Source organism: Streptomyces sp. CB01881 (assembly GCF_002953255.1).
Taxonomy (GTDB): Bacteria; Actinomycetota; Actinomycetes; order Streptomycetales; family Streptomycetaceae; genus Kitasatospora.
This window is the reverse complement of sequence record NZ_CP026498.1, coordinates 8,363,584-8,389,437: the sequence shown is the minus strand read 5'-3', so window position 1 is coordinate 8,389,437 and position 25,854 is coordinate 8,363,584. Positions and strand designations below refer to the sequence as shown.

Annotated in this window: 20 protein-coding genes and 2 pseudogenes; 17 read left to right on the top strand and 5 right to left on the bottom strand. The window is 73.3% G+C overall.

What is annotated here, in order from left to right:
• The first annotated feature begins 15 nt into the window (after nt 1-15).
• A pseudogene (gene aceE / locus C2142_RS26610) lies at nt 16-2,761 on the top strand (pyruvate dehydrogenase (acetyl-transferring), homodimeric type).
• 158 nt (nt 2,762-2,919) lie between these two features.
• Here aceE and C2142_RS26605 read toward each other — a convergent pair.
• Nucleotides 2,920-4,524, bottom strand: a complete 1,605-nt coding sequence (locus C2142_RS26605) for an MFS transporter (RefSeq protein WP_148645283.1) — start codon at nt 4,522-4,524, stop codon at nt 2,920-2,922.
• A 251-nt stretch (nt 4,525-4,775) separates the two neighbouring features.
• On the opposite strand from C2142_RS26605, the gene C2142_RS26600 reads away from it, so the two are divergent.
• The 9 genes from C2142_RS26600 to C2142_RS26560 all read left to right on the top strand — a co-directional run bounded on the left by C2142_RS26600 (nt 4,776) and on the right by C2142_RS26560 (nt 16,489).
• On the top strand, nt 4,776-5,486 hold the full coding sequence (locus tag C2142_RS26600) for a TetR family transcriptional regulator (RefSeq protein WP_148645282.1): 711 nt from the start codon (nt 4,776-4,778) through the stop codon (nt 5,484-5,486).
• 84 nt (nt 5,487-5,570) lie between these two features.
• Nucleotides 5,571-6,893 (top strand): sensor histidine kinase, encoded by a 1,323-nt coding sequence (locus C2142_RS26595; protein ID WP_148645281.1) that lies wholly within the window; start codon nt 5,571-5,573, stop codon nt 6,891-6,893.
• The gene (locus C2142_RS26590) at nt 6,890-7,564 is read left to right on the top strand and encodes a response regulator transcription factor (RefSeq protein ID WP_148645280.1); all 675 of its coding nucleotides are present in this window, start codon (nt 6,890-6,892) and stop codon (nt 7,562-7,564) included. Before C2142_RS26595 ends, C2142_RS26590 begins: the two co-directional genes overlap by 4 nt.
• Before the next feature lie 119 nt (nt 7,565-7,683).
• Nucleotides 7,684-8,826, top strand: coding sequence for an alpha/beta hydrolase (locus C2142_RS26585; RefSeq protein ID WP_148645279.1), 1,143 nt, complete (start codon nt 7,684-7,686; stop codon nt 8,824-8,826).
• A gap of 136 nt (nt 8,827-8,962) precedes the next feature.
• Complete coding sequence (locus C2142_RS26580; protein ID WP_148645278.1) at nt 8,963-10,192, top strand: acyltransferase; 1,230 nt, start codon at nt 8,963-8,965, stop codon at nt 10,190-10,192.
• Nucleotides 10,193-10,414: 222 nt separating this feature from the next.
• Nucleotides 10,415-12,352: a galactose oxidase early set domain-containing protein gene (locus C2142_RS26575; RefSeq protein ID WP_148645277.1), complete on the top strand. Its 1,938-nt coding sequence runs from the start codon at nt 10,415-10,417 to the stop codon at nt 12,350-12,352.
• A 35-nt stretch (nt 12,353-12,387) separates the two neighbouring features.
• Nucleotides 12,388-14,673: a Dyp-type peroxidase gene (locus C2142_RS26570; RefSeq protein WP_206671027.1), complete on the top strand. Its 2,286-nt coding sequence runs from the start codon at nt 12,388-12,390 to the stop codon at nt 14,671-14,673.
• Nucleotides 14,674-14,751: 78 nt separating this feature from the next.
• Entirely contained in the window at nt 14,752-15,099 is a 348-nt protein-coding gene (locus C2142_RS26565; RefSeq protein ID WP_148645276.1) for an MmcQ/YjbR family DNA-binding protein, read from the top strand.
• Between the two features lie 205 nt (nt 15,100-15,304).
• Nucleotides 15,305-16,489: an alpha/beta hydrolase gene (locus tag C2142_RS26560; RefSeq protein ID WP_277347274.1), complete on the top strand. Its 1,185-nt coding sequence runs from the start codon at nt 15,305-15,307 to the stop codon at nt 16,487-16,489.
• Between the two features lie 52 nt (nt 16,490-16,541).
• Here C2142_RS26560 and C2142_RS26555 read toward each other — a convergent pair whose 3' ends face one another.
• Nucleotides 16,542-17,519 carry a WYL domain-containing protein gene (locus C2142_RS26555; RefSeq protein WP_148645274.1) on the bottom strand — a complete coding sequence of 326 codons (978 nt, stop codon included), beginning with the start codon at nt 17,517-17,519 and terminating at the stop codon, nt 16,542-16,544.
• A 100-nt stretch (nt 17,520-17,619) separates the two neighbouring features.
• Between C2142_RS26555 and C2142_RS26550 the strand changes: the two genes are divergently transcribed.
• Complete coding sequence (locus tag C2142_RS26550) at nt 17,620-18,198, top strand: TIGR03086 family metal-binding protein (protein ID WP_148645273.1); 579 nt, start codon at nt 17,620-17,622, stop codon at nt 18,196-18,198.
• A gap of 52 nt (nt 18,199-18,250) precedes the next feature.
• Here C2142_RS26550 and C2142_RS26545 read toward each other — a convergent pair whose 3' ends face one another.
• Together C2142_RS26545 and C2142_RS26540 are read right to left on the bottom strand one after the other, a co-directional pair.
• Nucleotides 18,251-19,264 (bottom strand): aldo/keto reductase, encoded by a 1,014-nt coding sequence (locus tag C2142_RS26545; RefSeq protein ID WP_148645272.1) that lies wholly within the window; start codon nt 19,262-19,264, stop codon nt 18,251-18,253.
• A complete protein-coding gene (locus tag C2142_RS26540) occupies nt 19,261-19,749 on the bottom strand; it encodes a MerR family transcriptional regulator (RefSeq protein ID WP_148645271.1) in 489 nt (162 codons plus the stop codon). Before C2142_RS26540 ends, C2142_RS26545 begins: the two co-directional genes overlap by 4 nt.
• Before the next feature lie 125 nt (nt 19,750-19,874).
• On the opposite strand from C2142_RS26540, the gene C2142_RS26535 reads away from it, so the two are divergent.
• Entirely contained in the window at nt 19,875-20,708 is an 834-nt protein-coding gene (locus C2142_RS26535; RefSeq protein ID WP_148645270.1) for a serine hydrolase domain-containing protein, read from the top strand.
• 23 nt (nt 20,709-20,731) lie between these two features.
• On the opposite strand, the gene C2142_RS26530 is transcribed toward C2142_RS26535, so the two are convergent.
• Nucleotides 20,732-21,508 (bottom strand): pirin family protein, encoded by a 777-nt coding sequence (locus C2142_RS26530; protein ID WP_148645269.1) that lies wholly within the window; start codon nt 21,506-21,508, stop codon nt 20,732-20,734.
• Nucleotides 21,509-21,714: 206 nt separating this feature from the next.
• Here C2142_RS26530 and C2142_RS26525 point away from each other — a divergent pair, with 206 nt between their 5' ends.
• The 5 genes and pseudogenes from C2142_RS26525 to C2142_RS40420 all read left to right on the top strand — a co-directional run.
• Nucleotides 21,715-22,911 carry a helix-turn-helix domain-containing protein gene (locus C2142_RS26525; RefSeq protein ID WP_148645928.1) on the top strand — a complete coding sequence of 399 codons (1,197 nt, stop codon included), beginning with the start codon at nt 21,715-21,717 and terminating at the stop codon, nt 22,909-22,911.
• A 90-nt stretch (nt 22,912-23,001) separates the two neighbouring features.
• Nucleotides 23,002-23,946 carry an ACP S-malonyltransferase gene (locus C2142_RS26520; protein ID WP_148645268.1) on the top strand — a complete coding sequence of 315 codons (945 nt, stop codon included), beginning with the start codon at nt 23,002-23,004 and terminating at the stop codon, nt 23,944-23,946.
• A complete protein-coding gene (locus C2142_RS26515) occupies nt 23,943-24,974 on the top strand; it encodes a beta-ketoacyl-ACP synthase III (protein WP_148645267.1) in 1,032 nt (343 codons plus the stop codon). The genes C2142_RS26520 and C2142_RS26515 overlap by 4 nt, the downstream gene beginning before the upstream one ends.
• An 80-nt stretch (nt 24,975-25,054) precedes the next feature.
• Complete coding sequence (locus tag C2142_RS26510; RefSeq protein ID WP_148645266.1) at nt 25,055-25,297, top strand: acyl carrier protein; 243 nt, start codon at nt 25,055-25,057, stop codon at nt 25,295-25,297.
• 140 nt (nt 25,298-25,437) lie between these two features.
• Nucleotides 25,438-25,854, top strand: a pseudogene (locus C2142_RS40420) (beta-ketoacyl synthase N-terminal-like domain-containing protein); the annotation flags it as partial.

The window sequence follows — 25,854 nt, the reverse complement described above, 5'->3', positions numbered from 1 at the left end:
CAGTGAAGGAACAGCGTGGCTTCCGGATCCGATCGCAACCCGATCATCATTGGCGGCCTTCCGAGTCAGGTCCCGGACTTCGATCCCGAGGAGACCGCGGAATGGCTGGAGTCGCTCGACGCGGCCATCGACGAGCGGGGGCGCGAGCGTGCCCGCTACCTGATGCTCCGCCTGATCGAGCGCGCCCGCGAGAAGCGTGTCGCCGTGCCCGAGATGCGCAGCACGGACTACGTCAACACCATCGCCACCAAGGACGAGCCCTTCTTCCCCGGTAACGAGGAGATCGAGCGCAAGGTCCTCAACGCCACCCGTTGGAACGCGGCCGTCATGGTTTCGCGCGCCCAGCGCCCGGGCATCGGCGTGGGCGGCCACATCGCCACCTTCGCCTCCTCCGCGTCGCTCTACGACGTCGGCTTCAACTACTTCTTCCGCGGCAAGGACGCCGAGGGCGAGTCCGGTGACCAGATCTTCTTCCAGGGTCACGCCTCCCCCGGCATCTACGCGCGCGCCTTCCTCCTGGACCGGCTGACCGAGCAGCAGCTCGACGCCTTCCGCCAGGAGAAGTCGAAGGCCCCGTACGGCCTCTCCAGCTACCCCGCGGCTGATGCCGGACTTCTGGGAGTTCCCGACCGTCTCGATGGGCCTCGGCCCGCTCGGCGCGATCTACCAGGCCCGGATGAACCGCTACCTGGAGCACCGCGGCATCAAGGACACCTCCCAGTCGCACGTCTACGCCTTCCTCGGCGACGGCGAGATGGACGAGCCGGAGTCGCTCGGCCAGCTGTCGCTCGCCGCGCGCGAGGGCCTGGACAACCTGACCTTCGTGGTCAACTGCAACCTGCAGCGCCTGGACGGCCCGGTCCGCGGCAACGGCAAGATCATCCAGGAGCTGGAGTCGCAGTTCCGCGGCGCCGGCTGGAACGTGATCAAGCTCGTCTGGGACCGCAGCTGGGACCCGCTGCTCGCGCAGGACCGCGACGGCGTCCTGGTGAACAAGCTGAACACCACGGTGGACGGCCAGTTCCAGACCTACGCCACCGAGACCGGCGCGTACATCCGCGAGAACTTCTTCGGCGGCGACCTGCGGCTGCGCAAGATGGTCGAGAACATGACCGACCAGCAGATCCAGCACCTGGGTCGCGGCGGTCACGACCACGCCAAGGTGTACGCGGCGTTCAAGGCCGCCCGCGAGCACAAGGGCCAGCCGACGGTCATCCTCGCCCAGACGGTCAAGGGCTGGACGCTCGGCCCCAACTTCGAGGGCCGCAACGCGACCCACCAGATGAAGAAGCTGACGGTCGAGGACCTCAAGCGCTTCCGCGACCGCCTGCACATCCCGATCACGGACAAGCAGCTCGAAGAGGGCTACCCGCCCTACTACCACCCGGGCCGTGACTCGGAAGAGATCCAGTACATGCACGACCGCCGCAAGGAGCTGGGCGGCTACGTGCCGACCCGCAAGGTGCGGCCGCGCCAGCTGGAGCTGCCGGGCGACGACGCGTACAAGGCGGTCAAGAAGGGCTCCGGCAACCAGACCATCGCCACCACCATGGCGTTCGTCCGGGTGCTCAAGGACCTGATGCGCGACAAGGGCATCGGCAACCGCTTCGTGCCGATCGCCCCGGACGAGTACCGCACCTTCGGCATGGACTCGCTCTTCCCGTCGGCGAAGATCTACAACCCGCTCGGCCAGACCTACGAGTCGGTCGACCGCGAGCTGCTGCTGGCGTACAAGGAGTCGCCGACCGGGCAGATGCTGCACGACGGCATCTCCGAGGCCGGCTGCACCGCCTCGCTGATCGCCGCGGGTTCGTCCTACGCGACCCACGGCGAGCCGCTGATCCCGGTGTACGTCTTCTACTCGATGTTCGGGTTCCAGCGCACCGGCGACCAGTTCTGGCAGATGGCCGACCAGCTGGCCCGCGGGTTCGTGATCGGCGCCACCGCCGGCCGCACCACGCTGACCGGCGAGGGCCTGCAGCACGCCGACGGCCACTCGCAGCTGCTGGCCTCGACCAACCCGGGCGTCGTCGCGTACGACCCGGCGTACGGCTTCGAGATCGCGCACATCGTCCAGGACGGCCTGCGGCGGATGTACGGCTCGTCGGCGGAGCACCCGCACGGCGAGGACGTCTTCTACTACATGACCGTCTACAACGAGCCGATCAAGATGCCGGCCGAGCCGGAGAACGTCGACGTCGAGGGCATCCTCAAGGGTCTGCACCGGTACGCCCCCGGCGCCGCCGGCCAGATCCCGGCCCAGATCCTCGCCTCCGGCGTGGCGGTGCCGTGGGCCCTGGAGGCCCAGCGCATCCTCGCCGAGGAGTGGAACGTCAAGGCCGACGTCTGGTCCGCGACCTCCTGGAACGAGCTGCGCCGCGACGCGGTGGAGAGCGAGGAGTTCAACCTCCTGCACCCCGAGGAGCAGCAGCGCGTCCCGTACGTGACGCAGAAGCTCCAGGGCGCCGAGGGCCCGTTCGTCGCCGTCTCCGACTGGATGCGCGCGGTGCCGGACCAGATCTCGCGCTGGGTGCCGGGCCCGTACCAGTCGCTGGGCGCCGACGGCTTCGGCTTCGCCGACACCCGTGGCGCGGCCCGTCGCTTCTTCCACATCGACGCCCAGTCGGTCGTCCTCGCCGTGCTCACCGAGCTCGCCAAGCAGGGCAAGATCGACCGCAGCGCCCTGAAGGACGCGATCGACCGCTACCAGCTGCTCGACGTGGCGGCGGCCGACCCGGGCGCCGCCGGCGGCGACGCCTGACAGCCGCCTGACGGCCGCTGAGGGCCGGACCTCCCACCCGGGAGGTCCGGCCCTCCGTCGTTCCCGGGCCCGCCCCAGGACCGGCCCGGCGGGCCCGGGAACGACGGAGCGGCCCCGGACTCCGCCGAGTCCGGGGCCGCCGTCGGGCGCGCGGTGGATCAGATGTGCACGGCGGGGCCGGCGTCCGTGGCGCCGCGGCGGGTGAGGAGACCGAGGAGGGCGGCGGCGAAGGCCACCACGGAGGCGACCGCGAAGGCGAGCGACATGCCGCTGACGAAGGAGTCGTGGACGGCGCCGGCCATCGCGTCGACGGCCTGCTGCGGGGTGCCGGCCGGGGCGGGCGGGGCGATGCCGAGCTGGGCCGCCTGGTTGAGGCCCTCGGCCTGGGCGCCCTCGACCGGCGGCAGGCCGGCCTTGGCCCAGTTCCCGGGCAGCACGTCGGTGACCCTCGCGGCCATCAGCGCGCCCAGGACGGCGGTGCCCAGGCTGCCGCCGACCTGCATGGCGGCCTGCTGGAGGCCGCCGGCCACGCCGGAGAGCTCCAGCGGGGCGTTGCCGACGATCACCTCGGTAGCGCCGACCATGACCGGGCTGATGCCCAGGCCCATCAGCACGAACCAGAGCGACATCACGCCGGTGCCGGAGCCCGCGTCCAGGGTGGACATGCCGAACATCGCAGTGGTGGTGATCAGCATGCCGGCCACGATCGGGATCCGCGGGCCCAGCTTGCCGATGGCCAGGCCCGCGAGCGGTGAGCCGACGATCATCATGCCGGTCATCGGCAGCAGGTGGACGCCGGCCGAGACGGGCGACATCCCGTGGACGTTCTGCAGGTAGAAGGTCACGAAGAAGATCGCGCCGAAGAACGAGAACGCCATCAGCACCATCAGCAGGGTGCCGGCCGACAGGGGCAGCGAGCGGAACAGGCTGAGCGGGATCAGCGGCTCGCGGGCCTTGCCCTGCCAGAGCGCGAAGAGCCCCATCAGGACCACCGCCCCGCCGAGGAACAGGACGGTGCGGGTGTCGCCCCAGCCCCACTCGGGGGCCTTGATGATGCCGAAGACCAGCGCGAACATCGCCACCGAGAGCAGCACGATGCCGGGGACGTCGAAGGACTTGGCCGCGTTCTCGGCCCGGACGTCCTTGAGGATCCACACGCCCAGGGCCAGCGCGATCAGGCCGACCGGGATGTTGATGAAGAACACCGACTCCCAGTTGACGTGCTCGACCAGCAGGCCGCCGACGATCGGGCCGGCCGCGGTGGAGGCGCCGATCACGCCGCCCCAGATGCCGATCGCCATGTTGAGCCGCTCGGCCGGGAACGCCCCGCGCAGCAGGCCGAGCGCGGCCGGCTGGAGCAGCGCGCCGAACAGGCCCTGGAGGACGCGGAAGGCGATCACCGTCTGGATGTCGGTGGCGAAGCCGATCGCGGCCGAGGTGGCGGCGAAGCCGACCGCGCCGACCAGGAAGGTCGTCTTGTGGCCGAACCGGTCGCCGATCTTGCCGGCGGTGATCAGGAAGACCGCCAGGGCGAGCAGGTAACCGCTGGTGACCCACTGGATCTCGGAGGGCGCGGCCTTGAGGTCGGCCTGGATGACGGGGTTGGCGATCGCGACGATCGTCCCGTCCAGGGCGACCATCATCACGCCGACGGCGACGGTCAGCAGGGTCAGCCAGGGGTGCCCCTGGAGGCGCCTTGCGGCCGGGGGCTTGCGCTGCGGCGGGACGTCCGCCTCGGCGCTCTTGACGACGGACTGGCTCATCTGGGCCCTCCGGGGGCATGGCGGTGGGACTGGCATGGGCGTGGCGCCCCGGCCGCCCGTCCCCACGAGTTACCCGGCCGTCGGGCGCCACGTTCGGAGATTATGTCAGTGACTGCCATTCGGCAAACACTGACTTGTGTCCATAGCTGACTGATGTCCTGGACTGACTCATGTCGTTCACTGACATTTGTCAGACCGCTACAGTTGTGCCCCTGCACCTCAGCCGCACCCACCGCCCGGAAGGCCCCGCCATGGCCGCTCAGCCCCAGCCCGCCGCCCCCGCCCCGGCGGCCGGACGACCCGCCGGACGCGACGGGACCGCCGACGGCACCGGCCCGGGCCTGCGCGAGCGCAAGAAGCAGCAGACCCGGGACGCCCTGATCGAGGCCGCCCACCGGCTCTTCCTGAGCCAGGGCTTCACCCGGACGACCGTGGACGAGATCGCCGCCGCCGTCGACGTCTCCCAGCGGACCTTCTTCCGCTACTTCGCCAACAAGGACGAGGTCGCACTCGCCGTCCTGGCCGACGCCGAGGACTACTTCATCGAGCAGCTGCGCCGGCGCCCCGCCGAGGAGAACCCGATCCAGGCGCTGCGGGCCGCCATCGTGGAGTCCTGGCGCGAGCTCGGCTCCCCGCTGCACACCGGCCCGGGCTCGGTCACCAGCGCGCTGGAGCTGATCGCGATGATCGAGGAGTCGCCCACCCTGCTCGCCGCCCACCTGTGCCGGGTCACCGAGCAGGAACGGGTGGTGGCCCAGGTGATCGCCGCCCGCGAGGGACTGGATCCGGCCGAGGACCTGCGGCCCACGGTGATCGCCGCGGTCTTCGGCAGCGTGCTGCGCGCGGCCCACCTGTCCTGGACCGCCGACCAGGAGGAGTCCGGCCCGGACGGCATGATCGCCCTGATCGGTCGTTACTTCGACCAGCTGGGACCGGCGTTGGCCGGCGACTGGCGCCGCTGAGGCCCCGTGTCATACCGGGGTACTACGGCCGGATCCAGCCCCTGGTAGCACGCCGCGGCTCCTTGCCCCGCCTACGCTGACGGGATGATCGATCCGACCACCGAACCGGCCCGGGGCGGCGGCCGGCCGCCCGCCGTGTCCGCCCTGCTGGCACTGCTCGCCCCGCTCACCCGCCCCTCCGCCGACCACACCCCGCTGCTGGCCCACGTCTCCCGCCCCTGGCTCCGCTATCTGCCCTACGTCTTCGCGGTGGCGGCGATCTCCTCGCTGCTGCCCAGCTCGATCAACGTCCTCAGCAGCGACTACGGGCTCAACGCCGGCCTGGCCGCGGGGCTCGCCGTCGCGCAGACCGTGCCGCTGCTGCTGGCGGTGAGCCGCCCGCTGCCCGCCTGGTGGATGATCGGCGGCGCCGACCTGCTCACCTCCCTGCTGATCCTCACCACCGGGAGGGACACCTCCTCCGTCTGGCCCTGGCCCGCCACCAGCCTGGTGGGCTACCTCTTCCTGATGCTGCCGCTCGCACTCCGCGAACCCCGGCGCACCCTGGTCTCCGTCTGGCTGGTCACCAGTGCCACCAGCCTCCTGCTGTCGGCGATCGCCCCCGGCAGCCGGTTCGGCGGCGACAACACCCTGCTGGCGGCGGCCCTGTCCGGCGCCGTGCTGGTCCTCGGCGGGGCTCTGCGGGAACGGGCCGAGGCCCAGCGGCTGCTCGCCGAGCAGGAGCACATCAGCGAGGCCGAGCGCGAGCGGCGCACCCTGCTGGAGGAACGCGCCCGGATCGCCCGTGAGCTGCACGACGTGGTCGCCCACCACATGTCGGTGATCGCCGTGCAGGCGGCCAGCGCCCCGTACCGGATTCCCGAGGTCCCGGCGGCGGCCGCCGAGGAGTTCTCCGCCGTCGCCGGCACCGCCCGCGAGTCGCTCGCCGAGATGCGGCGGCTGCTGGGCGTGCTGCGCAGCGAGGAGTCGGCCGCCGAGAAGGCGCCGCAGCCGGGGGTCGGGCAACTGGCCCAGCTGGTCGAGACGGTGGGGCGGGCCGGGGTGCCGGCCGAGCTGGCCACGCCGCCCGAGCTGGCCGGCACCCTGCCCCCGGCGGTCGACCTCTCCGTCTACCGGATCGTGCAGGAGGCGCTGGCCAACGTCGTCCGGCACGCGCCGGGCGCGCAGACGTGGGTCTCACTGGCCGTCGACGACCAGGGCCTGAAGGTCACCGTGGTGAACAGCGCCCCGCCGGCGCGCACCGAGTCGCTGGAGGCCTCGGCCGAGGGCACCGGCCAGGGCCTTGTCGGAATGCGCGAACGCGTACGGCTGCTGGATGGCAGGCTGGACACCGGCCCGCTGCCCGACGGCGGCTTCAAGGTGGCCGCCGTCCTGCCGCTCGACACCCCCGGGGAGAAACCCGCATGACCATCCGCGTGATCATCGTCGACGACCAGGCGATGGTGAGGGCCGGCTTCGCCGCCCTGCTGAACGCCCAGAGCGACATCGACGTGGTCGGCGACGCGGCGGACGGCGCGCAGGCCCTGGAGGTGAGCGGCGCCTCCCACCCCGACGTGGTGCTGATGGACGTCCGGATGCCCGGCATGGACGGCCTGGAGGCGGCCCGCCGGCTGCTCGAGCCGGCCGTCCCCGGCGCCCACCGCCCCAAGGTGCTGATGCTCACCACCTTCGACGTGGACGACTACGTGTACGAGGCGCTGCGCGCCGGGGCGAGCGGCTTCCTGCTCAAGGACGCGCCCCCGGCCGACCTCATCGCCGCCGTCCGGGTCGTCGCGGCCGGCGAGGCGCTGCTCGCCCCCTCGGTGACGCGCCGGCTCATCGAGGAGTTCGCCCGGAACAAGCCGGCCAGGCGCCGCGACCCCAAGCTGCGGCTCAACGGCCTGACCCCGCGGGAGACGGAGGTCCTGGAGCTGATCGCCCGCGGCCTCTCCAACCAGGAGATCGCCGGCGGGCTGGTGCTCGCCGAACAGACCGTCAAGACCCACATCGGCCGCATCCTCGCCAAGCTCGGCCTGCGCGACCGCGCCCAGGCGGTGGTCCTCGCCTACGAGTCCGGGCTGGTGACGCCGGGTCAGTGAGCCCGGTCGTGTGATACCCGGGTAGTACCCGGGAGTTGGCCCCGCGGTGTGACGAACGCGGGGCCGTCGTATTTCTACCTTCCTCTCCGTCGAGACCGAACGGACGAGGAGAGAACGAGATGCGGCAGCCGCGCACCCACCACAGGCCCCGGCGGTTCCGGCGGGCGGTCGCCGCCGCCGCGGTGGCGCTGGCCGCCGTCCTGGGCGCGGGCGGCTGGTCCGCCGACACCCAGCAGGCGGTCACCGGGCCGCCGCCCGGCAGCGCGGCCTGGGTCGCGGACACCACCCTGGGCCTGCGGCTGCCCGACCCGGCGACCGCCTCCCCCGCCGAGGTCGCCGCCTTCTTCGAGAAGCTGCCCGCCGCCCGGCAGGACGCGCTCGCCGTCCGCCACCCGCTGGTGACCGGCAACCTGGACGGCGCCCCCGTCCGGCTCCGCTACCGGGCCAACGCGCTGGCGCTGGCCGGGGAGCGCGAGCGCCAACTGGCCCGCGCCGCCGACCCGGCACTCACCCCGCAGGACCACACCGCCGCCCGCGACCGCGCCGAGCGCTACCGCACGCTGCTGGACGACGGCCGGCAGATCCTCGCCTTCGACCCGCGCGGCCGCGGCCAGGTCGCCGAGGTCTACGGCGACCTGGCCACCGCCCGCCGGACGGCCGTGATCGTCCCCGGCTCCGACGTCGACCTGCACGACTACGACCGGCAGGGCGATCCGTACGGCGCCCCGGCCGGGATGGCCCGGGCCCTGTACGAGGCCACCGGCCGGGAGACCGCCGTGATCGCCTGGGCCGGCTACACCACCCCGGTCGGCGTCGGCCCGGACGCCGCCACCGAGACGCTCGCCCACGCCGGGGCGCAGCGGCTGTCCCGGCTGCTCGACGGCCTCGCCGTCTCCTCCGCCCCCGCGGCACCCGCCACCGTGTTCTGCCACAGCTACGGCTCGGTGGTCTGCGGGCTGGCCGGGCTCGGACCGCGGCAGACCTCCGGCGTGGTGGTGCTCGGCTCCCCCGGGATGGGCGTCGCCTCCGCGGCCGAGCTCGATCCCCGGGTGCCGCTCTGGGCCGTCGAGCGCAACGGCTCCGACTGGATCGGCAACGTGCCCAACGTCTCGCTCCTGGGCCTCGGCCACGGCCCCGACCCGACCGCCCCCGGCTTCGGCGCCCGCCCGCTCCCGGCCACCGGATCCCACGGCCACGCCGGCTACTTCGCCCCCGGCACCGCCTCGCTGGCGGCCTGCGCCGCCGTCGCCCTCGGCCGCTGAAGCCGCCGCAGCCGCTGCAACCGCCGTACCCGGCGAGGCCGCGCAACCGCCGACGCGGCCCACCCCGCCCACCTCGCCGGACCCGCTCACCCCGCCGGCCCCGCCGCCCGCACCGCCCCGCGAACGGAGACCCGCCATGGCCCACCCGATCACCGCCCTGCGCCGCGCCGCCGACCAGATCGACGCCCACACCCCCGAGACCCGCGACCGCGCCCTGGACGGCCTGCGCGCACTCGCCCTGCTCGCGGTGCCGTTCGGGCACTGGATGCTCGGCGGCTTCACCCTCTCCGCCGACGGCGCGCTGCACAACGCCAGCCCGCTCGGCTCGCTCGGCTTCCTCGCCCCGGCCAGCTGGGTGCTCCAGATGCTCGGCGTCTTCTTCCTCGTCGGCGGCCACTCCTCGGTCCGCTCACTGGAACGGGCCCGGGCCAAAGGGGGCGGCTACGCGGGCTGGCTGCGCGGCCGCGCCGTCCGGCTGCTGCGCCCGGTGCTCGGGGTGGCGGCCGTCTGGGCGCTGCTGATCCCGGTACTGGACCGGCTCGGCGTCCCGGGCGACACCGTCCGGACCGGCTCGGTGCTGGTGGTGCAGCCGCTCTGGTACATCGCCGTCTACCTGGGGCTGACCGCGCTCACCCCGCTCTGCGTCACCGCCGCCCGGCGGCTGCGCGGCTGGTCGGCCGGGATCCTGGCCGCCGTGGTCGCCGTGGTCGACCTGCTCCGGTACGGCCCCTGGGCCGAGGCGGTGCCGTCCTGGGTCGGGCTGCTGAACATCCTGCCGGGCTGGCTCTTCGGCTACCAGCTGGGCGTGCTCTGGGCGCGGGGGCGGCTCGGCCGTCCGGCGGCGCGGCTGCTGCTGTTCGGCGGCGGCGCACTGTTCGCCGTACTGCTGCTGGTCTTCCACTACCCGGCGAGCATGGTCGGCGTGCCCGGCGCCGAGCGGACCAACTCGCACCCGCCGTCCCTGCTGGTGCTGGCGCTGGCCGCGCTGCAGTGCGGCGCCGCGGTGCTGCTGCGTGAACGGCTCGGCCGGCTGCTGAAGCGCCGTCCGCTGCTCTGGCTGCCGGTGGTGGTGGTCAACCTCTCGGCGATGACGATCTTCTGCTGGCACCAGAGCGCGATGCTCGCCGTCGCCGTTCCCGGCGCGGCCGCCCTCGGCACGGTGCCCGGGCTGACCGGCGCCCCCGACTCGCTCGGCTGGGTGGCCGCCCGGCTGGCGCTGCTTCCGCTGTTCGGCGCCGTGCTGGTCGCGATCGGGTGGTTCACCCGCCGCTTCGACGGCCCGTGGACGACGTTCTCCCGCACCTGGAAGGCGGTGGCCGGCGCCGCGGCCGCGCTGTTCGCCGCGTACGCGCTGGGCGTGGTCTGATCAGGCGCCCGACGAAGGAGACTGACGGGGCGTGAGCCGTTCGGGCGCACGCCCCGTTCGCATGCGACACGCACCCGCCGAAAGTGGTCCACCCGCATGCGAACCACCACGCGCTGTGATGTCCTGTGACGGTCGGCAACCGCCTTCGCGCCTGCGCCCGCCCACGGCCCGTCCGCCCCGCGCCCGCCGGCCCTCCCACGACATCCCCTCGCTAGGAGTCCCATGTCCCTGTCCCCACCGCGGCCGCGGCACCGGTCGCGGGCCAGCCGCCGGCTGTCCGCCGTCGCCACCGCCGTCGTCTGCGCACTGACCACCGGCACCGTCCTGGCTGCGGCGGCGCCCGCCGTCGCCCTCGTCCCCGGCCACGGCGCCGACGACACCGCCCCGCACGTCACCTCCCCCCGGGTGCAGGCCGAGATGCGGGACGACGAGGTCGCCGCGCTCGGCCAGGAGCACGCCGAGGAGCACGCCCGCATGCGCGCCGCCGTCCGCGGCATCGGCGACTACCCGCAGACGACCCGGACCAACCGGCTGAAGGCGCTGACGGACTCCCAGACCACCACCAACGCCGGCTTCGACCCGACCGTCTTCGGCGCGTTCAACGAGTACTTCCCCTCACCCGACTTCGGCGACCACGTCGCGCTGCTGCCGACCGGCAAGGTGCTGCTGTTCTCCTTCGAGCGCATCGAGACCAACCCGGAGAAGGAGCCCGCCCCGACCCAGACCACCGGCAAGGAGAACGCCGGCCGGGCCTTCCTCTGGGACCCGGCCCAGGGCAGCGGCGCCGGCGCGTTCAAGAAGGTCACCCCGCCGGTCGTCGACATGCCCGACGGCCTGAACGAGCCCCGGCCCGCGCCGTTCTTCTGCTCCGGCCACTCGTTCCTGCCCAACGGCATGCTCGGCGTCTTCGGCGGCAACCTCGGCGGCAACGGCGGCACCGGTGCCAAGCTGTCGCTGGTCTTCGACCCGTGGACCGAGACCTGGACCCGCAACCCCGACATGTCGGTCGGCCGCTGGTACCCGTCCGTGGTGACCGGCGCCGACGGCCGGCAGCTGATCATGTCCGGCCAGTCCGAGCTCGGCTGGGGCACCCCGACCCCGGTGGTGGAGCGCTTCCCCGCCAAGGGCTTCCCGGTGCCCACGCTCAAGAGCGACATCCCGAAGAACACCCCGGTGGACCGGTTCAAGGCGGACGCCCCGTTCTCCCTGGACTACCCGCACCTGTTCTCGCTGAACGACGGCAACATCTACGGCTTCGGCCGCCAGGCCGGCGAGCAGTGGAAGTTCGACCCGGTCGCCGAGTCCCGCAGCGACCTGGCGGCCCGCCCGGACGGCCGCAAGCGCAACTACGGCTCGGCCGTCATGCTGCCCGGCGGCGTCTACGGCCCGGACTCCGCGCTGGTCCTCGGCGGCGACCGGGACAACCCGAGCACCCTGCGCTTCTCCAACGGCAGCTGGACCGCCGAGAAGTCCCGCGCGTTCGGCCGCACCCAGGACGACACCATCCTGCTTCCCGACGGCAAGCTGATGACCGTCAACGGCGCGTACGACATCCGCGACTACGGCAACGGCCCCTACAACCCGAACGCCGACCTCAAGTACCGCCAGATCGAGCTGCGCGACGCCCAGGGCAACTGGAAGCTCGGCCCGGTCCAGCGCCTGCCGCGCGGCTACCACTCCAACGCCGTGGTCCTGCCGGACGGGCGCGTCATGGTGACCGGCGACGAGCTCCAGCAGCTCGCCAACAACCCGGACATCAACGGCACGGTGAGCGGTGTCCCCGGCACGACCGGCCCGATCAACATGAACGGCACCATCGAGATCTACGAACCGGCCTACCTGCACCAGGGCAACCGCCCCTCGCTCGACCGGGCCCCGACCACCCCGGTCGGCTTCGACAAGAAGTTCCTGGTCACCACCTCGACCCCGGAGCGGGCCGCCAAGGCCGTCCTGCTGGCACCGACCACCTCCACCCACTCGGTCAACACCAGCCAGCGCCACGTCGAACTGCGGATCAGCAGCCGGGCCGGCAACCGCCTGGAGTTGCAGGCCCCGCCGGACGCCAAGGCCGCGCCGCCCGGCTGGTACATGCTCTTCCTGCTCAACGACCAGGGCGTGCCCAGCGTCGCCCAGTGGATCCAGCTCAGCCCCTCGGCCTGACCGCCTTCCCACCCACCCAACGGAGGTACCGACCCATGGCAGCGGACCTGAGGCTTCGCGAGAGCGAAGAGATCCAGGGCGACATCGTCGCCGGATTCAAGAAGGACCACGTCACCCTGCTGTTCCTGAAGTTCGAGGACGCGATCAGGGCCCGGAACTGGCTGCGGGACCTGGCCCCGCAGATCGCCACCACCCGGCAGGTCGCCACGTTCAACGGGGCCTTCAGCGACGCCCGCAGGGCGTCCGGCGGCGACGACCCCAAGACGCTCAAGGCCACCTGGCTGGCCGTCAGCTTCACCTACGAGGGCATGAGGATGCTCTCCGACAAGGACCCGTTCGAGGACGCGCCGCCGGTCGGCACGGGCCTGGAGGCGTTCAAGGAGGGCTCGGCCAAGCGGGCCGGCGCGCTCGGCGACACCGGGGACAACTCCCCGGAGCGCTGGAAGTTCGGCAACGGCAAGAACCAGAACGTCCACGCGGTGCTGACGATCGCCTCCGACACCGTGGACGCCCTGAACAACGCGCTCACCGCCCAGCGCAACGCGGCCGCCGACGCCAAGATCGTCATCGTGTTCCAGCAGAACGCCGAGCACATGAGCGGCCCGCGCAAGGGCAAGGAGCACTTCGGGTTCAAGGACGGCATCAGCGAACCCGGCGTCCGCCTCTTCGACGCGGAGAGCTCCACCCGGCCGGGCGAGGTGGAGGGCCACCCCGGCACCCGGCTCATCCCGGCCGGCGAGTTCGTCATCGGGGAGGCGACCGCCGGGGACAGCTTCACCGGCTACCCCGACTGGGCGAGGAACGGCTCCTTCCACGTGGTCCGCCGGCTCGCGCAGGACGTCCCCGGCTGGTGGGCGCAGATCTCCGTCAGGCTGGGGGAGCTCAAGCAGGCCAAGGCGGTGCCGGAGAACGCCACCGTCGAGTGGCTGGGCGCGCGGCTGGTCGGCCGCTGGCGCTCCGGCGCGCCGGTCTGCAAGCACCAGCTCCAGGACCCGACGGGCGACCCGAGCGCGCCGACGGACAACGACTTCGACTTCAAGGACGACCCCGAAGGGCTCGTCACCCCGCTCTTCTCCCACCTGCGCAAGAGCAGCCCGCGGGCCGGCCTCGTGGTCAACCCGGGCAACGACCCCTTGCCCGCCGGGGACCTCGACGGCCGGCGGATCATGCGCCGCGGCGCGCCCTACGGGCAGCCGTTCGACCCGACCTCGGGAGCCCCCGGCAGCGGTGCCGACGAGGAGCGCGGGCTGCTCTTCGTCTCCTACCAGGCGGACATCGCCCGGCAGTTCGAGTTCATCCAGGCCGACTGGATCGACGAGCCGAACTTCCCGCCCGGCCGCACCCCGGAGCCCGGGAAGGACCCGGTGATCGCGGAGGCGCAGGTCGACTACGAGAGCCTCGGCGCGGACGGCGCGATCAAGCACACCCCGCTGAGCTTCCAGCAGTTCGTCCGGACGGAGGGCTCGGTCTACGCCTTCATGCCGTCGATCACCACGCTCAAGGCGCTCTCCGAGGGGCGGCTCGTCCCGCAGGCGGCGCAGCAGGCCGGCGGCCGGCTCCCGCAGCCGGGCGGCAAGGGCTACCCCTGTGACACCTTCCTCCCCGTGCCCGACCAGCAGCGCAAGGGCGGCCAGAGCCAGTACTGGGTCTGCCACGACGGCCTCTACCGGAAGATCTCGGTCGCCGACGGCATGACGTCCACCGACGCCCTGGTCAAGGGCGACGCTCCGTACGGCGCCCGGCCCGCGCTCCAGGGCGTCGGCCGGATCGACTGCGTCCTGCCCTTCCCCGACCAGCAGAACCCCGACGGCAAGAGCTGGTACTGGCTGTTCCACACCGTCGGCAACAAGCAGGTCTACCGGGTCGCCTCGATCACCGCAGGCTCCAGGCACGGCGACACGAAGGAGCGCGACGACCGGGACCTCACCGCCTGGCCCTCGCTCCAGGGCGTCGAGCGGGTGGACTGCTTCCTGCCGGTGCCCGACCAGCAGCGGGTCAACGGCAAGAGCTGGTACTGGGTGTTCCACACCACCGGCGGCCACCAGCTCTACCGGCTGGTCTCGGTCGCCGACGGCAGCGCCCACACCGACACCTGGGAGCGCGCGGACTGGGACCTCACCGCCTGGGCCTCGCTGCAGGGGATCGGCAAGGTCGACTGCTTCCTCCCCGTGCCCGACCAGCAGCGGGTCAACGGCCAGAGCCAGTACTGGGTGTTCCACGGTGAGAACTACCGCCGGATCGCCGTCTCGGACGGCGCCGGCCACCGGGACTTCCAGGTCCTGCGGGACCGCTCCTGCAACCTCTGGTCCTCGCTCCAGTAGCCCGTCGTCCCCCGGTACGCGCCCTCACCCGGCGCGTACCGGGGGAGCACTGTCCGACCCTTGCCCTACGCTGCCGCCATGGTGACCTTCGACGAGTTCCGCGCGATGGCGCTCGCCCTGCCCGAGGCCGAACAGCAGCCCACCTGGGAGATCGAGACCCTGCGGGTCCGTACGAAGATCTTCGCGATGGGTTCGCCGGACGGCGGGACCATCAGCCTCAAGGCCTCCCGGGAGGACCAGACCGAGCTGCTCGCGGCCGAGCCCGAGGTGTTCTCCTACCCCAAGTACGTCGGGCGGCACGGCTGGGTCGGCGTCCGGCTCGACCGGGTCGACCCGGAGGAACTGCGGGACCTGCTGACCGAGGCCTGGCGGCTGGCCGCGCCGAAGCGGATGGTCAGGGAGTTCGACGCCGGCACTGCGAGGTGACGCCCCGTGACGCCGGCCGGACACCTCCGGTTCATGTGATCCATCCCACAGTTTGGGGCAGCCCGGCTTTCCGCCCGGCACCCTAGGCTTGGCCAGGAAGTTGGCAGTCGAAGTTGGCAGGCGTACCACCTCCGGGCCCCGCCCGCGGAACGGTCACGGGCCCCTAGGAGTTGACGCGATGCGCCGTCGGCGGTGGAAGCGTGTAATGATCGGCGCCTTCGCGGGATGCGCCGTCCTCGCCGATGCCGGCGCCGCCGCGGCCCAGGCCGCCGCCTCCACCGAGCAGCTCGCGATCTCCACACCCCCGGCCGGCAGCACCGCCTGGGTCCAGGACCACTCCTTCGGCCGCACCCTGCCCAGCCCGGCCACCACCACACCGGCCGCCGCCGCCGAGTTCTTCGACTCGCTGGCCCCCACCGAGCTGGACCGGCTGATCCGGGACTACCCGCTGGTGGTCGGCAACTTCGACGGCGCCCCGGTCGACCTGCGCTACCGCGCCAACCGGATCGCGCTCACCGCCGAACGCGACCGCGCCCGGGCCCGCGCCGCCGACCGGAACCTCGACTCCGACCTGCGGGCACTCGCCGTCTCCCGGGCCAACGACGTCGACCACCTGCTCGCCCCCGGGCGGCAGGTCCTCGCCTTCGACCCGCGCGGCCGCGGCCTGGTCACCGAGGTCTGGGGCGACCTCGCCGACGCCGACCGGATCTCCGTCGTCGTCCCCGGCTCGGACGCCGACCTCGGCCACTTCGACCAGGCCGTCGAACCGCTGCGCTCCCCCGCCGGGATGGCCCGCGCCCTGTACGCCGAGCAGCGGCGGCAGTCGCCCGCCACCCGCACCGCGGTGATCGCCTGGACCGGCTACGTCACGCCCTCCGGCCTCGGCCCGGACGCCGTCACCTCCCGGCTCGCCGACGTCGGCGCGCCCCGGCTGGAGCGGCTGCTCGCCGGGCTGAAGGAGACCACCCGCCCGGACACGCCGCCGTCCCTGCTCTGCCACTCCTACGGTTCGGTGGTCTGCGGCAACGCCGCCCCCGAGATCCCGCGGGCGGCGGCGTCCCCGTCGGACACCTCCGGCGTCACCGACCTCATGGTGTTCGGCAGCCCCGGCATGGGCGTGCAGAGCACCACCGAGCTGGGCACCGGCGTCCACGTCTGGGCCACCCGCAACGGCAGCGACTGGATCGGCAACGTGCCCTACCTGGAGGTCGGCGGGCTCGGCCACGGCGCCGACCCGACCTCGGCCGACTTCGGCGCCGAGCAGATCTCCTCGGCGCGCTCCTCCGGCCACAACGGCTACTTCGCCGAGGGCACCGACAGCCTGCACAACTTCGCGGCCATCTCGCTCGGTCACTACCAGGACGTCGTCCGCCCGGCCCCGGACGCCTGACGACGGACGCTCCGGCCCCGGACACCCGGGCCCCGGCCCCGCCGGAGCCTGTCTAGTCCCGGTAGAGCCGGGCCGCCTCGGCGGCCGCGCGGGCCAGCTCCCGGCGGGCCGCCTGCGGCGAGACCACCTCGGCGTCCCCGCCGAAGGAGAGCAGCGCGCGGACGGACGGCAGCGACTGGAACCCCATCGCCAGCTCGACCCACTCCTCGGGGGCCCCGCCCCCCGCGTCGGCCGGCGGGGGTGCGCTGAGCCGGGAGCCGTGGATCCGGACGAACATGTCCAGCCGCCCGCGCCGCACCCGGACCTTCACCGCCAGCTCCTTCGGCAGCCGCTCCACCTGCTCGCGCAGCACCGCCCAGGCCTCGCCGAGCCCCACCCCCGGACGGCGGCGCACCGGCTCCTCCGCGGTCTCGGCGGCGAGCACCCGCTCGGCCCGGAACAGCCGGGGCTCGCCGTGCAGATCGGCCACCAGGTACCAGACCGACGCCTTGAAGACCAGGCCATACGGGTCGACGGTGTACTCGACGGGGGCCGGCGTGCCGCTGTGCCGGTAGCGCAGCCGCAGCCGGCGGTCGGCGAAGACGGCGTGCTGGAGCTCGCCGAGGTCCGTCCCGGCCGCGGCGGAGCCGGGCTGGAGCCAGCGGGCCGGGTCGACCAGGACGCGTTCGCTGATCCGCTCGGCCGCCGGGCGGTGCGGGGCGGGCAGCGCGGCCATCACCTTGCGCAGCGCCGAGCCGAGCGCACCGTCCAGCCCGAGGTCGCTGTGCACGCACTGGGCGGAGAGCACGAACAGGGCGCGCGCCTCGTCCGAGGTGAGCCCGCTGACGTCGGTCCGGTAGCCGGGCAGCAGCGCTATCCCGCCGTGCCGGCCGCGTTCGGTGTAGACCGGGACGCCGGACGCGGAGAGCGCCTCCACGTCGCGGTAGATGGTGCGGACCGACACCTCCAGGCGGTCGGCCAGTTCGGTGGCGGACACCCGGCCGCGGGTCTGGAGCAGCAGCAGTATCGAGAGCAGGCGGTCGGCCTTCATGCCGGAAGGATCCCAGAAACCCTGACGGCGGTTGTCAGGTTTTACCGGGAGATTGCCTCCGACGGACAAACCCCTTCCGCACCAATGGAGCTGACCCCGCATGAACACCACCCAGGACCCCCGCCCGCCGTACCTGCTCGCGCTCGGCCAGCTGGAGAAGCTGATCGCCGAGGTGACGCCGGAGACGCTGGGGCGGCCCACCCCCTGTACCGAGTACGACCTGCGACAGCTGCTCGGCCACGTGGTCGGCGGCATGCACCGGCTCGCCTACATCGGCGAGGGCGGCCGCGCCGAGGACGTCGTCGCGGCCACCGGCGATCTGGCCGACGACGCCTGGCCGGCCGCGTTCGACCGGGCCCGCGCCCGGGTGACCGCCGCCTGGGCCGACGACGCCAAGCTGGACCGCCCCTCCTTCGCCCCCTGGGGCGAGGTGCCCGGCCGGGCCGCCGTCGGCGGCTACGTGATGGAGGTGGTCACCCACTCCTGGGACATCGCGCGGACGCTGGGCAGCGGCCTCGCCCTGGACGAGCAGCTGGCCGAGGGCGCCCTGGCCGCCGCCACGGCCATCCTGCCGGCCGGGAACCGCGGCGGCCCGGTCCCGTTCGGCCCGGTCCGGCCCGCCCCGGCGGACGCCGACGCGACCACCCGGCTGGCGGCCTGGCTGGGCCGCGAGGTCTGATGCCGCCCACGCCCGCCGGGAGCACGGGAAGCGTGCTCCCGGCGGGCGCCGGTCACTCCCTGCCGACCGAGGTGAAGCCCATGTCCGGGTAGCGGTCCCCGGCCACCAGGCCGGCGACCGGCTCCAGCGCGGCCAGCTCGTCGGCGCCGAGCCGCAGGGTCGCGGCGGCGGTGTTCTCGGCGAGCCGGGTGCGCCTGCGGGTACCGGGGATCGGGATCACCGTCAGCCCGTGCACCTCGGCGCGCTGGTGGACCCAGGCGAGCGCCACCTGGGCGAGGGTGACCCCGCGGGCCTCGGCGATGGACCGGACCGGGTCGAGCAGCGTGGCGTTGGCCGCGGCGTTGGCGCCGGTGAACCGGGGCTGGGTGCGCCGCACGTCGTCCGCGGCCAGCTCCTCGGCCGCGCCGAACGAGCCGGTCAGGAAGCCGCGCCCGAGCGGCGAGTACGGCACGAAGGCGACGCCCAGCTCGGCCGCGGCCGGCACCGCCGAGCGCTCGACGTCCCGGGCGAAGACCGACCACTCGGACTGCAGGGCGGCGATCGGGTGCACGGCGTGCGCCTCGCGCAGCTCGGCTCCGGTCACCTCGGACAGCCCGAGGTGGCGCACCTTTCCGGCCTTCACCAGTTCGGCCATGGCGCCCACCGACTCGGCGAGCGGCACGGCCGGGTCCCGGCGGTGCATGTAGTAGAGGTCGATCACGTCCACGCCGAGGCGGCGCAGCGAGGCGTCCACGGCGGCGTGGACGTACGCCGGGTCGTTGCGGACGCCGCGGTACGACGGGTCGTCCGCCCTGCGCTCGACGGCGAACTTGGTGGCGACGACCACGCGGTCGCGGTTGGCGCGGACGAAGGGGCCGATCAGCTCCTCGTTGCGGCCGGCCCCGTAGACGTCGGCGGTGTCGAAGAGGGTGACACCGGCGTTCAGGGCGGCGTCCAGGGTGGCGAGCGCCTCGGCGGTGTCGGTCGGACCGTAGAACTCGCTCATGCCCATGCAGCCGAGGCCCTGGACGCCGACGGCCGGACCGTCGGTGCCGAGCCGGGCGGTGGGGAGAGTGGGGAGGCTCATGCGCTCTTCTTCCTCTGCGGTCGGTCCGCCGGCTCGCCGAGGTCGGCGATCCTGCCGGCGTAGAGATCGATCTTGTAGTCGAGGACGGCGAGGGTCGCGTGCAGGTCGGCGATCTGCTGCCGGACCACCTCGCGGTGCGCGACCAGCAGGTCGCGCCGGTCCTCGGAGGTCCGCTCGCCCTGGCGGGCCAGCTCCACGTAGCGGAGCATGTCGGCCACCGTCATGCTGGTCAGCCGCAGCCGGCCCAGGAAGGCCAGCCGGTGCAGGTCGGCGTCGCAGTAGCGGCGCTGGCCGGAGGCGGAGCGGTCGACCGGGTCGAGCAGGCCGATCCGCTCGTACCAGCGCAGGGTGTGGGCGCTCAGTCCGCTGGCCGCCGCGACCTCGCTGATGGTGTGCCGGGGGGTGCGGTCCGGCTCTCCGACCGGCGTGCTGAACACGTCGGAACAGGTGCGCAGGTCGACCTGGATCGGCGAGAGAAGTGCCATGACCGGAAACCCCCAGTGGTGAGCGGTGGTGACGACGACGCTAGTGAGTTGGAGTGCACTCGAAGCAAGCCTGCCATCCGGGTGCTCCCGGTAACGGCTTGCGCCGTCCGGTTAGAGTCGGGCGCATGGAGAGCTTGCGGATGATCGAGACCTGGCCCGTGCCCCACGCCGCGGCGGCGGTGGTACGGGGTTCGGACGGCGCGGTGCTGGGCGGGCACGGCCCGCAGGACCACCTGTTCCCGCTGGCGTCGGTGACCAAGCTGCTCACCTCGTACGCCGTGCTGGTCGCGGTCGAGGAGGGCGTCTTCGAGCTGGACGACCCGGCCGGGCCCGCCGGTTCCACCGTCCGCCACCTGCTGGCGCACACCTCGGGCCTGGGCTTCGACGAGCACCGGGTGATGGCGGAGCCGGGCAACCGCCGGCTCTACTCCAACGCCGGCTTCGACGTGCTGGCGCGGACCCTCCAGGAGGCCTCGGGCATCGAGTTCGGCCGGTACGCCGCCGAGGCCGTGTTCGAGCCGCTCGGGATGGGCTCGACGCTGATCAACACCGCGCACAGGTCCCCTGCCGGGGCGGGCGGCCTCTCCACCGTGGCCGACCTCGCACTGTTCGCGGCCGAGCTCCAGTCGCCCAAGCTGCTCGACCCGTCCACCGTGCGCGCGGCCACCCGCGAGGTCGCCTTCCCGGGCACCGGCGGCGTGCTGCCGGGCTTCGGCCACCGCCGGCCGAACGACTGGGGCCTCGGCTTCGAGATCCGCGACAGCAAGGCGCCGCACTGGACGGGAACCGCCAACTCCCCCGCCACCTTCGGGCACTTCGGCCAGTCCGGCACCTTCCTCTGGGTGGACCCGGAGGCCGGCGTGGCCTGCATCGCGCTCACCGACCGGGACTTCGGGCCGTGGGCCGCCGAGGTCTGGCCGGTGCTCAGCGACGCGGTGCTGGCCGAACTGCGCGGCTGACCCGAGACATCCCCGCGCGTCCGTCAGCCGTACGAGACCGGCGAGTGCATCTCCCAGAGGAGCAGCTCGGCGCCGGTCTCGCCGGCGGTCGGATCGGCGAAGGCCCCGCCGGTGATCCGGACGCTGTCGCCGGGCGCCATCGAGCGCCCGCCGCCCTGCGGCCCGGGCACCGTGCGGTAGCCGAGCGAACCGGCCGTCAGGTGCGCGTACCGCCAGGCGGCGGCCGGGAGTTCGGGCAGCGGCTGCCAGGGGCCGGCGGTGACCAGCCAGAGCGCGGCGTCGCTGCGGCGCAGCCGCAGGGCGCCGGCGCCGGCGTCCCGGTCCAGCCCGGAGGCGAGCAGCGTCAACCCGCCGTCCGCCGGTTCCACCCGGCGCAGCCCGTACGCCGGGGCCGCGTCGAACACGTCCGGCTGGAGCCACATCTGCACGAAGCGCACCGGCCCCTGCGCGCCGCCGACGTTGCGCTCGGTGTGGGTGACGCCGGAGCCCGCGCTCAGGTGCTGCACCATGCCCGGGCGCACGACGCCGCCGTGGCCGTGGGAGTCCCGGTGGGCCAGCGCGCCCTCCAGCACCCAGGTGAGGATCTCGGTGTCCCGGTGCCGGTGCTCGTCGAACCCGGCGCCGGGGGCGAGCAGCTCCTCGTTGCACGCGAGCAGCGCGCCGAAGTGCGTGTTCTTCGGGTCGTAGTGGCCGGAGAAGGAGAACGCGTGTCTGGTCTCGACGCCCTCGGCCGGGGTGGAGACGTAGCGCTCGGCGGTACGGCGCAGGTCGGCGCGGGGGCGGGCGGGGGCGTCGGTCACGGGTCCACCGTAGTGGGTGTGACGGCCGCCACCGTGCCGCTCCGCCGGGGGCTGTGCACGAGCAGTCACTCCGGTGAGGCAGTCTTGTCCTTGTGCCAGCCGCTTCAGCGAACTCCAAGAGCGATCCCACCACCGGGCCCGGCCAGAACGGAAAGGGCCCGGCCCCCGGGGCCGGCCGCGACCGGCCGGGCCGCGCGGCGCCGCGCCTGACCGCGCAGGAGCGCAGACTCGCCGCCGAGCGGGCCGAGCGCCGGGCCGCGACGCTCAAGCGGCTGGAGAAGTCCTCCGGGAAGCTGGCCACCGCCGCGATCGCGCGGATGGACGACCAGCTCGGCTGGTACCGGCGGATGCCGCCGGAGCACCGATCCTGGATCGGTCTGGTCGCCCAGGCCGGCATCGCCGCCTTCACCGAGTGGTACCGCCATCCGGACGCCCCGCAGGCGATCTCCACCGACGTCTTCGGCACCGCGCCGCGTGAGCTGACCAGGGCGATCACCCTGCGCCAGACCGTCGAGCTGATCCGCACCACGATCGAGGTGATGGAGGAGGCCATCGAGGAGGTCGCCGCCCCCGGCGACGAGGCGGACATGCGCGAGTCCGTGCTGGTCTACGCCCGCGAGATCGCCTTCGCCACCGCCCAGGTGTACGCCCAGGCGGCCGAGGCGCGCGGCGCCTGGGACGCCCGGCTGGAGGCGCTGGTCGTCAACTCGCTGCTCTCCGGCGACGCCGACGAGGGCGTGCTCTCCCGGGCCGCCGCGCTCGGCTGGGGCCAGCCGAGCCAGGTCCGGGTGGTGATGGGCAGTGCCCCGGACGGTGACAGCGAACTGGTGGTCGAGGCGATCCGCCGGGCCGCCCGGCACGCCAAGCTGCACGTGCTGACCGGGGTGCTGGGCAAGCGCCTGGTGGTGGTGGTCGGCGGCGACAAGGAGCCGGTGCACGCGGCCCGGGCGCTGATCGGCCAGTTCGCCCCCGGCCCGGTGGTGGTCGGCCCGACCGTGCCCGACCTGCTGTCGGCGACCCGCTCGGCGCACGCCGCCGCGGCCGGCCTGCGGGCCTGCGCGGCGTGGCCGGACGCACCCCGCCCGGTGCTCGCCGACGACCTGCTGCCGGAGCGGGCGCTCGCCGGCGACCAGGCGGCCCGCCGTCAGCTGGTGGAGGAGATCTACACACCGCTGGACGAAGCCGGCTCGGCGCTGCTGGAGACCCTGAGCGTCTACCTGGAGCAGGCCTCCTCGTTGGAGGGAGCGGCCCGGATGCTCTTCGTCCACCCCAACACGGTGCGCTACCGGCTCCGACGTGTGACAGACGTCACGGGCTACGCTCCCTCCGACGTACGTTCGGCATTCACACTGCGCATCGCACTGGCGCTGGGACGACTCACGGCGGCCGGGGAGCCCAGTTGAACCCGATGTAGGGAACTTACAATCCCGGATGCTTTTCTTCGTTACCGTCGCCTACCCGCCCGCGGGCGTCCGGCGAGAGAGGGTTGAACCGTGCTCGTAATCGTCGCCCCTGGACAGGGTGCCCAGACCCCCGGTTTCCTCAGCCCCTGGCTGGAGCTCGACGGTGTCGCCGACCGGCTTCGCAGCTGGTCGGAGGTCGCCGGGCTCGACTTGGTGCACGCCGGTACCCAGGCGTCCGCCGAGGAGATCAAGGACACCGCCGTCGCCCAGCCGCTGCTGGTCGCCGCCGGTCTGGTGACCGCCCGTGAGCTGTTCCCCGACGAGGACCGCGCCCGTGCGCTGGTCGGCGCCGTGGCCGGCCACAGCGTCGGCGAGATCACCGCCGCCGCCGGCGCCGGTGTCCTCTCCGCCCACGACGCGCTGACCTTCGTCCGCGAGCGCAGCCTGGCGATGGCCGAGGCCGCCGCGGCCACCGAGACCGGCATGATCGCCGTCCTCGGCGGCGAGCCGGAGGCCGTCTCCGCCAAGCTCGCCGAGCACGGACTGACCGCTGCCAACAACAACGGCGGCGGCCAGATCGTCGCGGCGGGCACGCTGGCGCAGCTGGAGGCCCTGCAGGCCGACCCGCCGGCCGGGTCCCGGCTGATCGCGCTCAAGGTCGCCGGCGCGTTCCACACCTCGCACATGGCGCCCGGCGTCGAGCGGCTGGCCAAGCTGGCCCCGACCCTGCCGGTCGCCGACCCGAAGGTCGCCTACGTCTCGAACCAGGACGGCCAGGTCGTGGCGTCCGGTACCGAGGTGCTGGACCGGCTGGTGTCGCAGGTCTCCAACCCGGTCCGCTGGGACCTCTGCATGGAGACCCTGCGCGAGCTGGGCGCGACCGCCGTCATCGAGCTCGCCCCGGCGGGCACCCTCACCGGACTCGTCAAGCGCAACCTCAAGGGCGTGGCGACGCTTGCCCTCAAGACGCCCGCCGACCTGGACAAGGCCCGTGAGCTCGTCGCGGAGCACGGCGGTCAGGAGCAGCAGGGATGAGCAGAGCCCGGATCAGGCCGGTCACCGGCGCTCAGTACTCACGCATCCTCGGGGTCGGCGGCTACCGCCCGGTGCGGGTGATCCCGAACTCCGAGGTGCTGACCTGGATCGACTCCTCGGACGAGTGGATCCGCACCCGCAGCGGGATCGCCGAGCGCCGCTGGGCCGGCCCGGAGGAGACCGTCGCCGAGATGTCGGTGCAGGCCGCCGGCAAGGCCATCGCGCAGGCCGGGATCGACCCCGACCGGATCGGCGCCGTGATCGTCGCGACCGTCTCGCACTTCAAGCAGACCCCTGCGATCGCCACCGAGATCGCCGAGCGGCTGGGCTGCGGCACCGCGCCCGCCTTCGACATCTCGGCCGCCTGCGCCGGCTTCGGCTACGGCCTGGGCCTGGCCGACGGCATGGTCCGCGGCGGCAGCGCCGACTACGTGCTGGTGATCGGCGTCGAGCGGCTCAGCGACCTGACCGACCGGTCGGACCGCTCGACCGCGTTCATCTTCGGCGACGGCGCCGGCGCCGCGATCGTCGGCCCGTCCGACACGCCCGGCATCGGCAAGGTCGTCTGGGGCTCGGACGGCTCGCACAAGGACGTCATCTCGCAGACCCAGGCCTGGGACACCGCCTTCGCCAAGGAGGACGCCGTCAACGGCGCCGGCGAAGAGGTCAAGTGGCCGGCCCTGCGGATGGAGGGCCAGGCGGTCTTCCGCTGGGCGGTCTGGGAGATGGCCAAGGTGGCCCAGCAGGCGCTGGACGCCGCCGGGGTCACCGCCGACCAGTTGGGCGCGTTCATCCCGCACCAGGCCAACATGCGCATCACGGATGCCATGATCAAGGCCCTCAAGCTGCCCGAGTCGGTTCCGGTCGCCCGCGACATCACCGAGACCGGCAACACCTCCGCCGCCTCCATCCCGCTGGCGATGGAGCGCATGTTGGAGAGCGGTGAGGCACGCAGCGGCGACCTCGCGCTGATCATCGGGTTCGGGGCGGGTCTGGTCTACGCCGCGGCAGTCGTTACGCTCCCCTAGGCGCGTTTCGCCCCACCCCCAAGAAAGCCTGCGTCCGTCCGCCGGGCGGCCGCATTCACCACTGAAGAGGAGCAGCCAGTATGGCTACCAAGGACGAGGTTCTGGAAGGTCTCGCCGAGATCGTCAACGAGATCGCCGGCATCCCGGCCGAGGACGTCGAGTTCGACAAGTCCTTCACCGACGACCTGGACGTCGACTCGCTCTCCATGGTCGAGGTCGTCGTGGCCGCCGAGGAGCGCTTCGACGTGAAGATCCCGGACGACGAGGTCAAGAACCTGAAGACCGTCGGCGACGCGGTGGACTACATCCTCGCCAACGCCTGAGCGTTCGACCCGATCGACGCCTGACGTCGGCCGGCTCCCCGAGCCGGCCGACCCGCCGGCCGGACGCCCCCGCGGGCGTCCGGCCGGGCCCCACCCCCGGCCCGCCGCCGTACCCCCGCAACGTGAGAGAAGAAGATCCAGTGACCGCTGAAAACCGTACCGTGGTAGTCACGGGTATCGGCGCCTTCACGCCGCTGGGCGGCGACGCCGCCACGACCTGGGAGAACCTGGTCGCCGGGCGCTCCGGCGTGGCCGCCCTCACCGAGGAGTGGGCCGCCGAACTGCCCGTCCGGATCGCCGCGCGGACCGCGGTCGACCCGGGCGAGATCCTCCCCCGCCCGCTGGCCCGCCGGCTGGACCGCTCGGCGCAGTTCGCGCTGATCGCGGCCCGCGAGGCCTGGGCCGACGCCGGCTACGAGACCCCGGCCACCGACGAGTCCTCCAAGCTCGCCCCCGAGCGCCTGGGCGCCGTGATCGCCTCCGGCATCGGCGGCGTGACCACCCTCCTCGACCAGTACGACGTGCTGAAGGAGAAGGGCGTCCGCAAGGTCTCACAC

Excerpts from the sequence above, each read along its gene's own strand:
- C2142_RS26540 (WP_148645271.1), bottom strand. The coding sequence starts at position 19,749 with ATGGCACTTCTCTCGCCGATCCAGGTCGACCTGCGCACCTGTTCCGAC.
- C2142_RS26575 (WP_148645277.1), top strand. The coding sequence starts at position 10,415 with ATGTCCCTGTCCCCACCGCGGCCGCGGCACCGGTCGCGGGCCAGCCGC.
- C2142_RS26605 (WP_148645283.1), bottom strand. The coding sequence starts at position 4,524 with ATGAGCCAGTCCGTCGTCAAGAGCGCCGAGGCGGACGTCCCGCCGCAG.
- C2142_RS26585 (WP_148645279.1), top strand. The coding sequence starts at position 7,684 with ATGCGGCAGCCGCGCACCCACCACAGGCCCCGGCGGTTCCGGCGGGCG.
- C2142_RS26510 (WP_148645266.1), top strand. The coding sequence starts at position 25,055 with ATGGCTACCAAGGACGAGGTTCTGGAAGGTCTCGCCGAGATCGTCAAC.
- C2142_RS26565 (WP_148645276.1), top strand. The coding sequence starts at position 14,752 with ATGGTGACCTTCGACGAGTTCCGCGCGATGGCGCTCGCCCTGCCCGAG.
- C2142_RS26570 (WP_206671027.1), top strand. The coding sequence starts at position 12,388 with ATGGCAGCGGACCTGAGGCTTCGCGAGAGCGAAGAGATCCAGGGCGAC.
- C2142_RS26580 (WP_148645278.1), top strand. The coding sequence starts at position 8,963 with ATGGCCCACCCGATCACCGCCCTGCGCCGCGCCGCCGACCAGATCGAC.
- C2142_RS26595 (WP_148645281.1), top strand. The coding sequence starts at position 5,571 with ATGATCGATCCGACCACCGAACCGGCCCGGGGCGGCGGCCGGCCGCCC.
- C2142_RS26515 (WP_148645267.1), top strand. The coding sequence starts at position 23,943 with ATGAGCAGAGCCCGGATCAGGCCGGTCACCGGCGCTCAGTACTCACGC.
- C2142_RS26550 (WP_148645273.1), top strand. The coding sequence starts at position 17,620 with ATGAACACCACCCAGGACCCCCGCCCGCCGTACCTGCTCGCGCTCGGC.
- C2142_RS26535 (WP_148645270.1), top strand. The coding sequence starts at position 19,875 with ATGGAGAGCTTGCGGATGATCGAGACCTGGCCCGTGCCCCACGCCGCG.
- C2142_RS26600 (WP_148645282.1), top strand. The coding sequence starts at position 4,776 with ATGGCCGCTCAGCCCCAGCCCGCCGCCCCCGCCCCGGCGGCCGGACGA.
- C2142_RS26590 (WP_148645280.1), top strand. The coding sequence starts at position 6,890 with ATGACCATCCGCGTGATCATCGTCGACGACCAGGCGATGGTGAGGGCC.
- C2142_RS26555 (WP_148645274.1), bottom strand. The coding sequence starts at position 17,519 with ATGAAGGCCGACCGCCTGCTCTCGATACTGCTGCTGCTCCAGACCCGC.
- C2142_RS26545 (WP_148645272.1), bottom strand. The coding sequence starts at position 19,264 with ATGAGCCTCCCCACTCTCCCCACCGCCCGGCTCGGCACCGACGGTCCG.
- C2142_RS26560 (WP_277347274.1), top strand. The coding sequence starts at position 15,305 with ATGATCGGCGCCTTCGCGGGATGCGCCGTCCTCGCCGATGCCGGCGCC.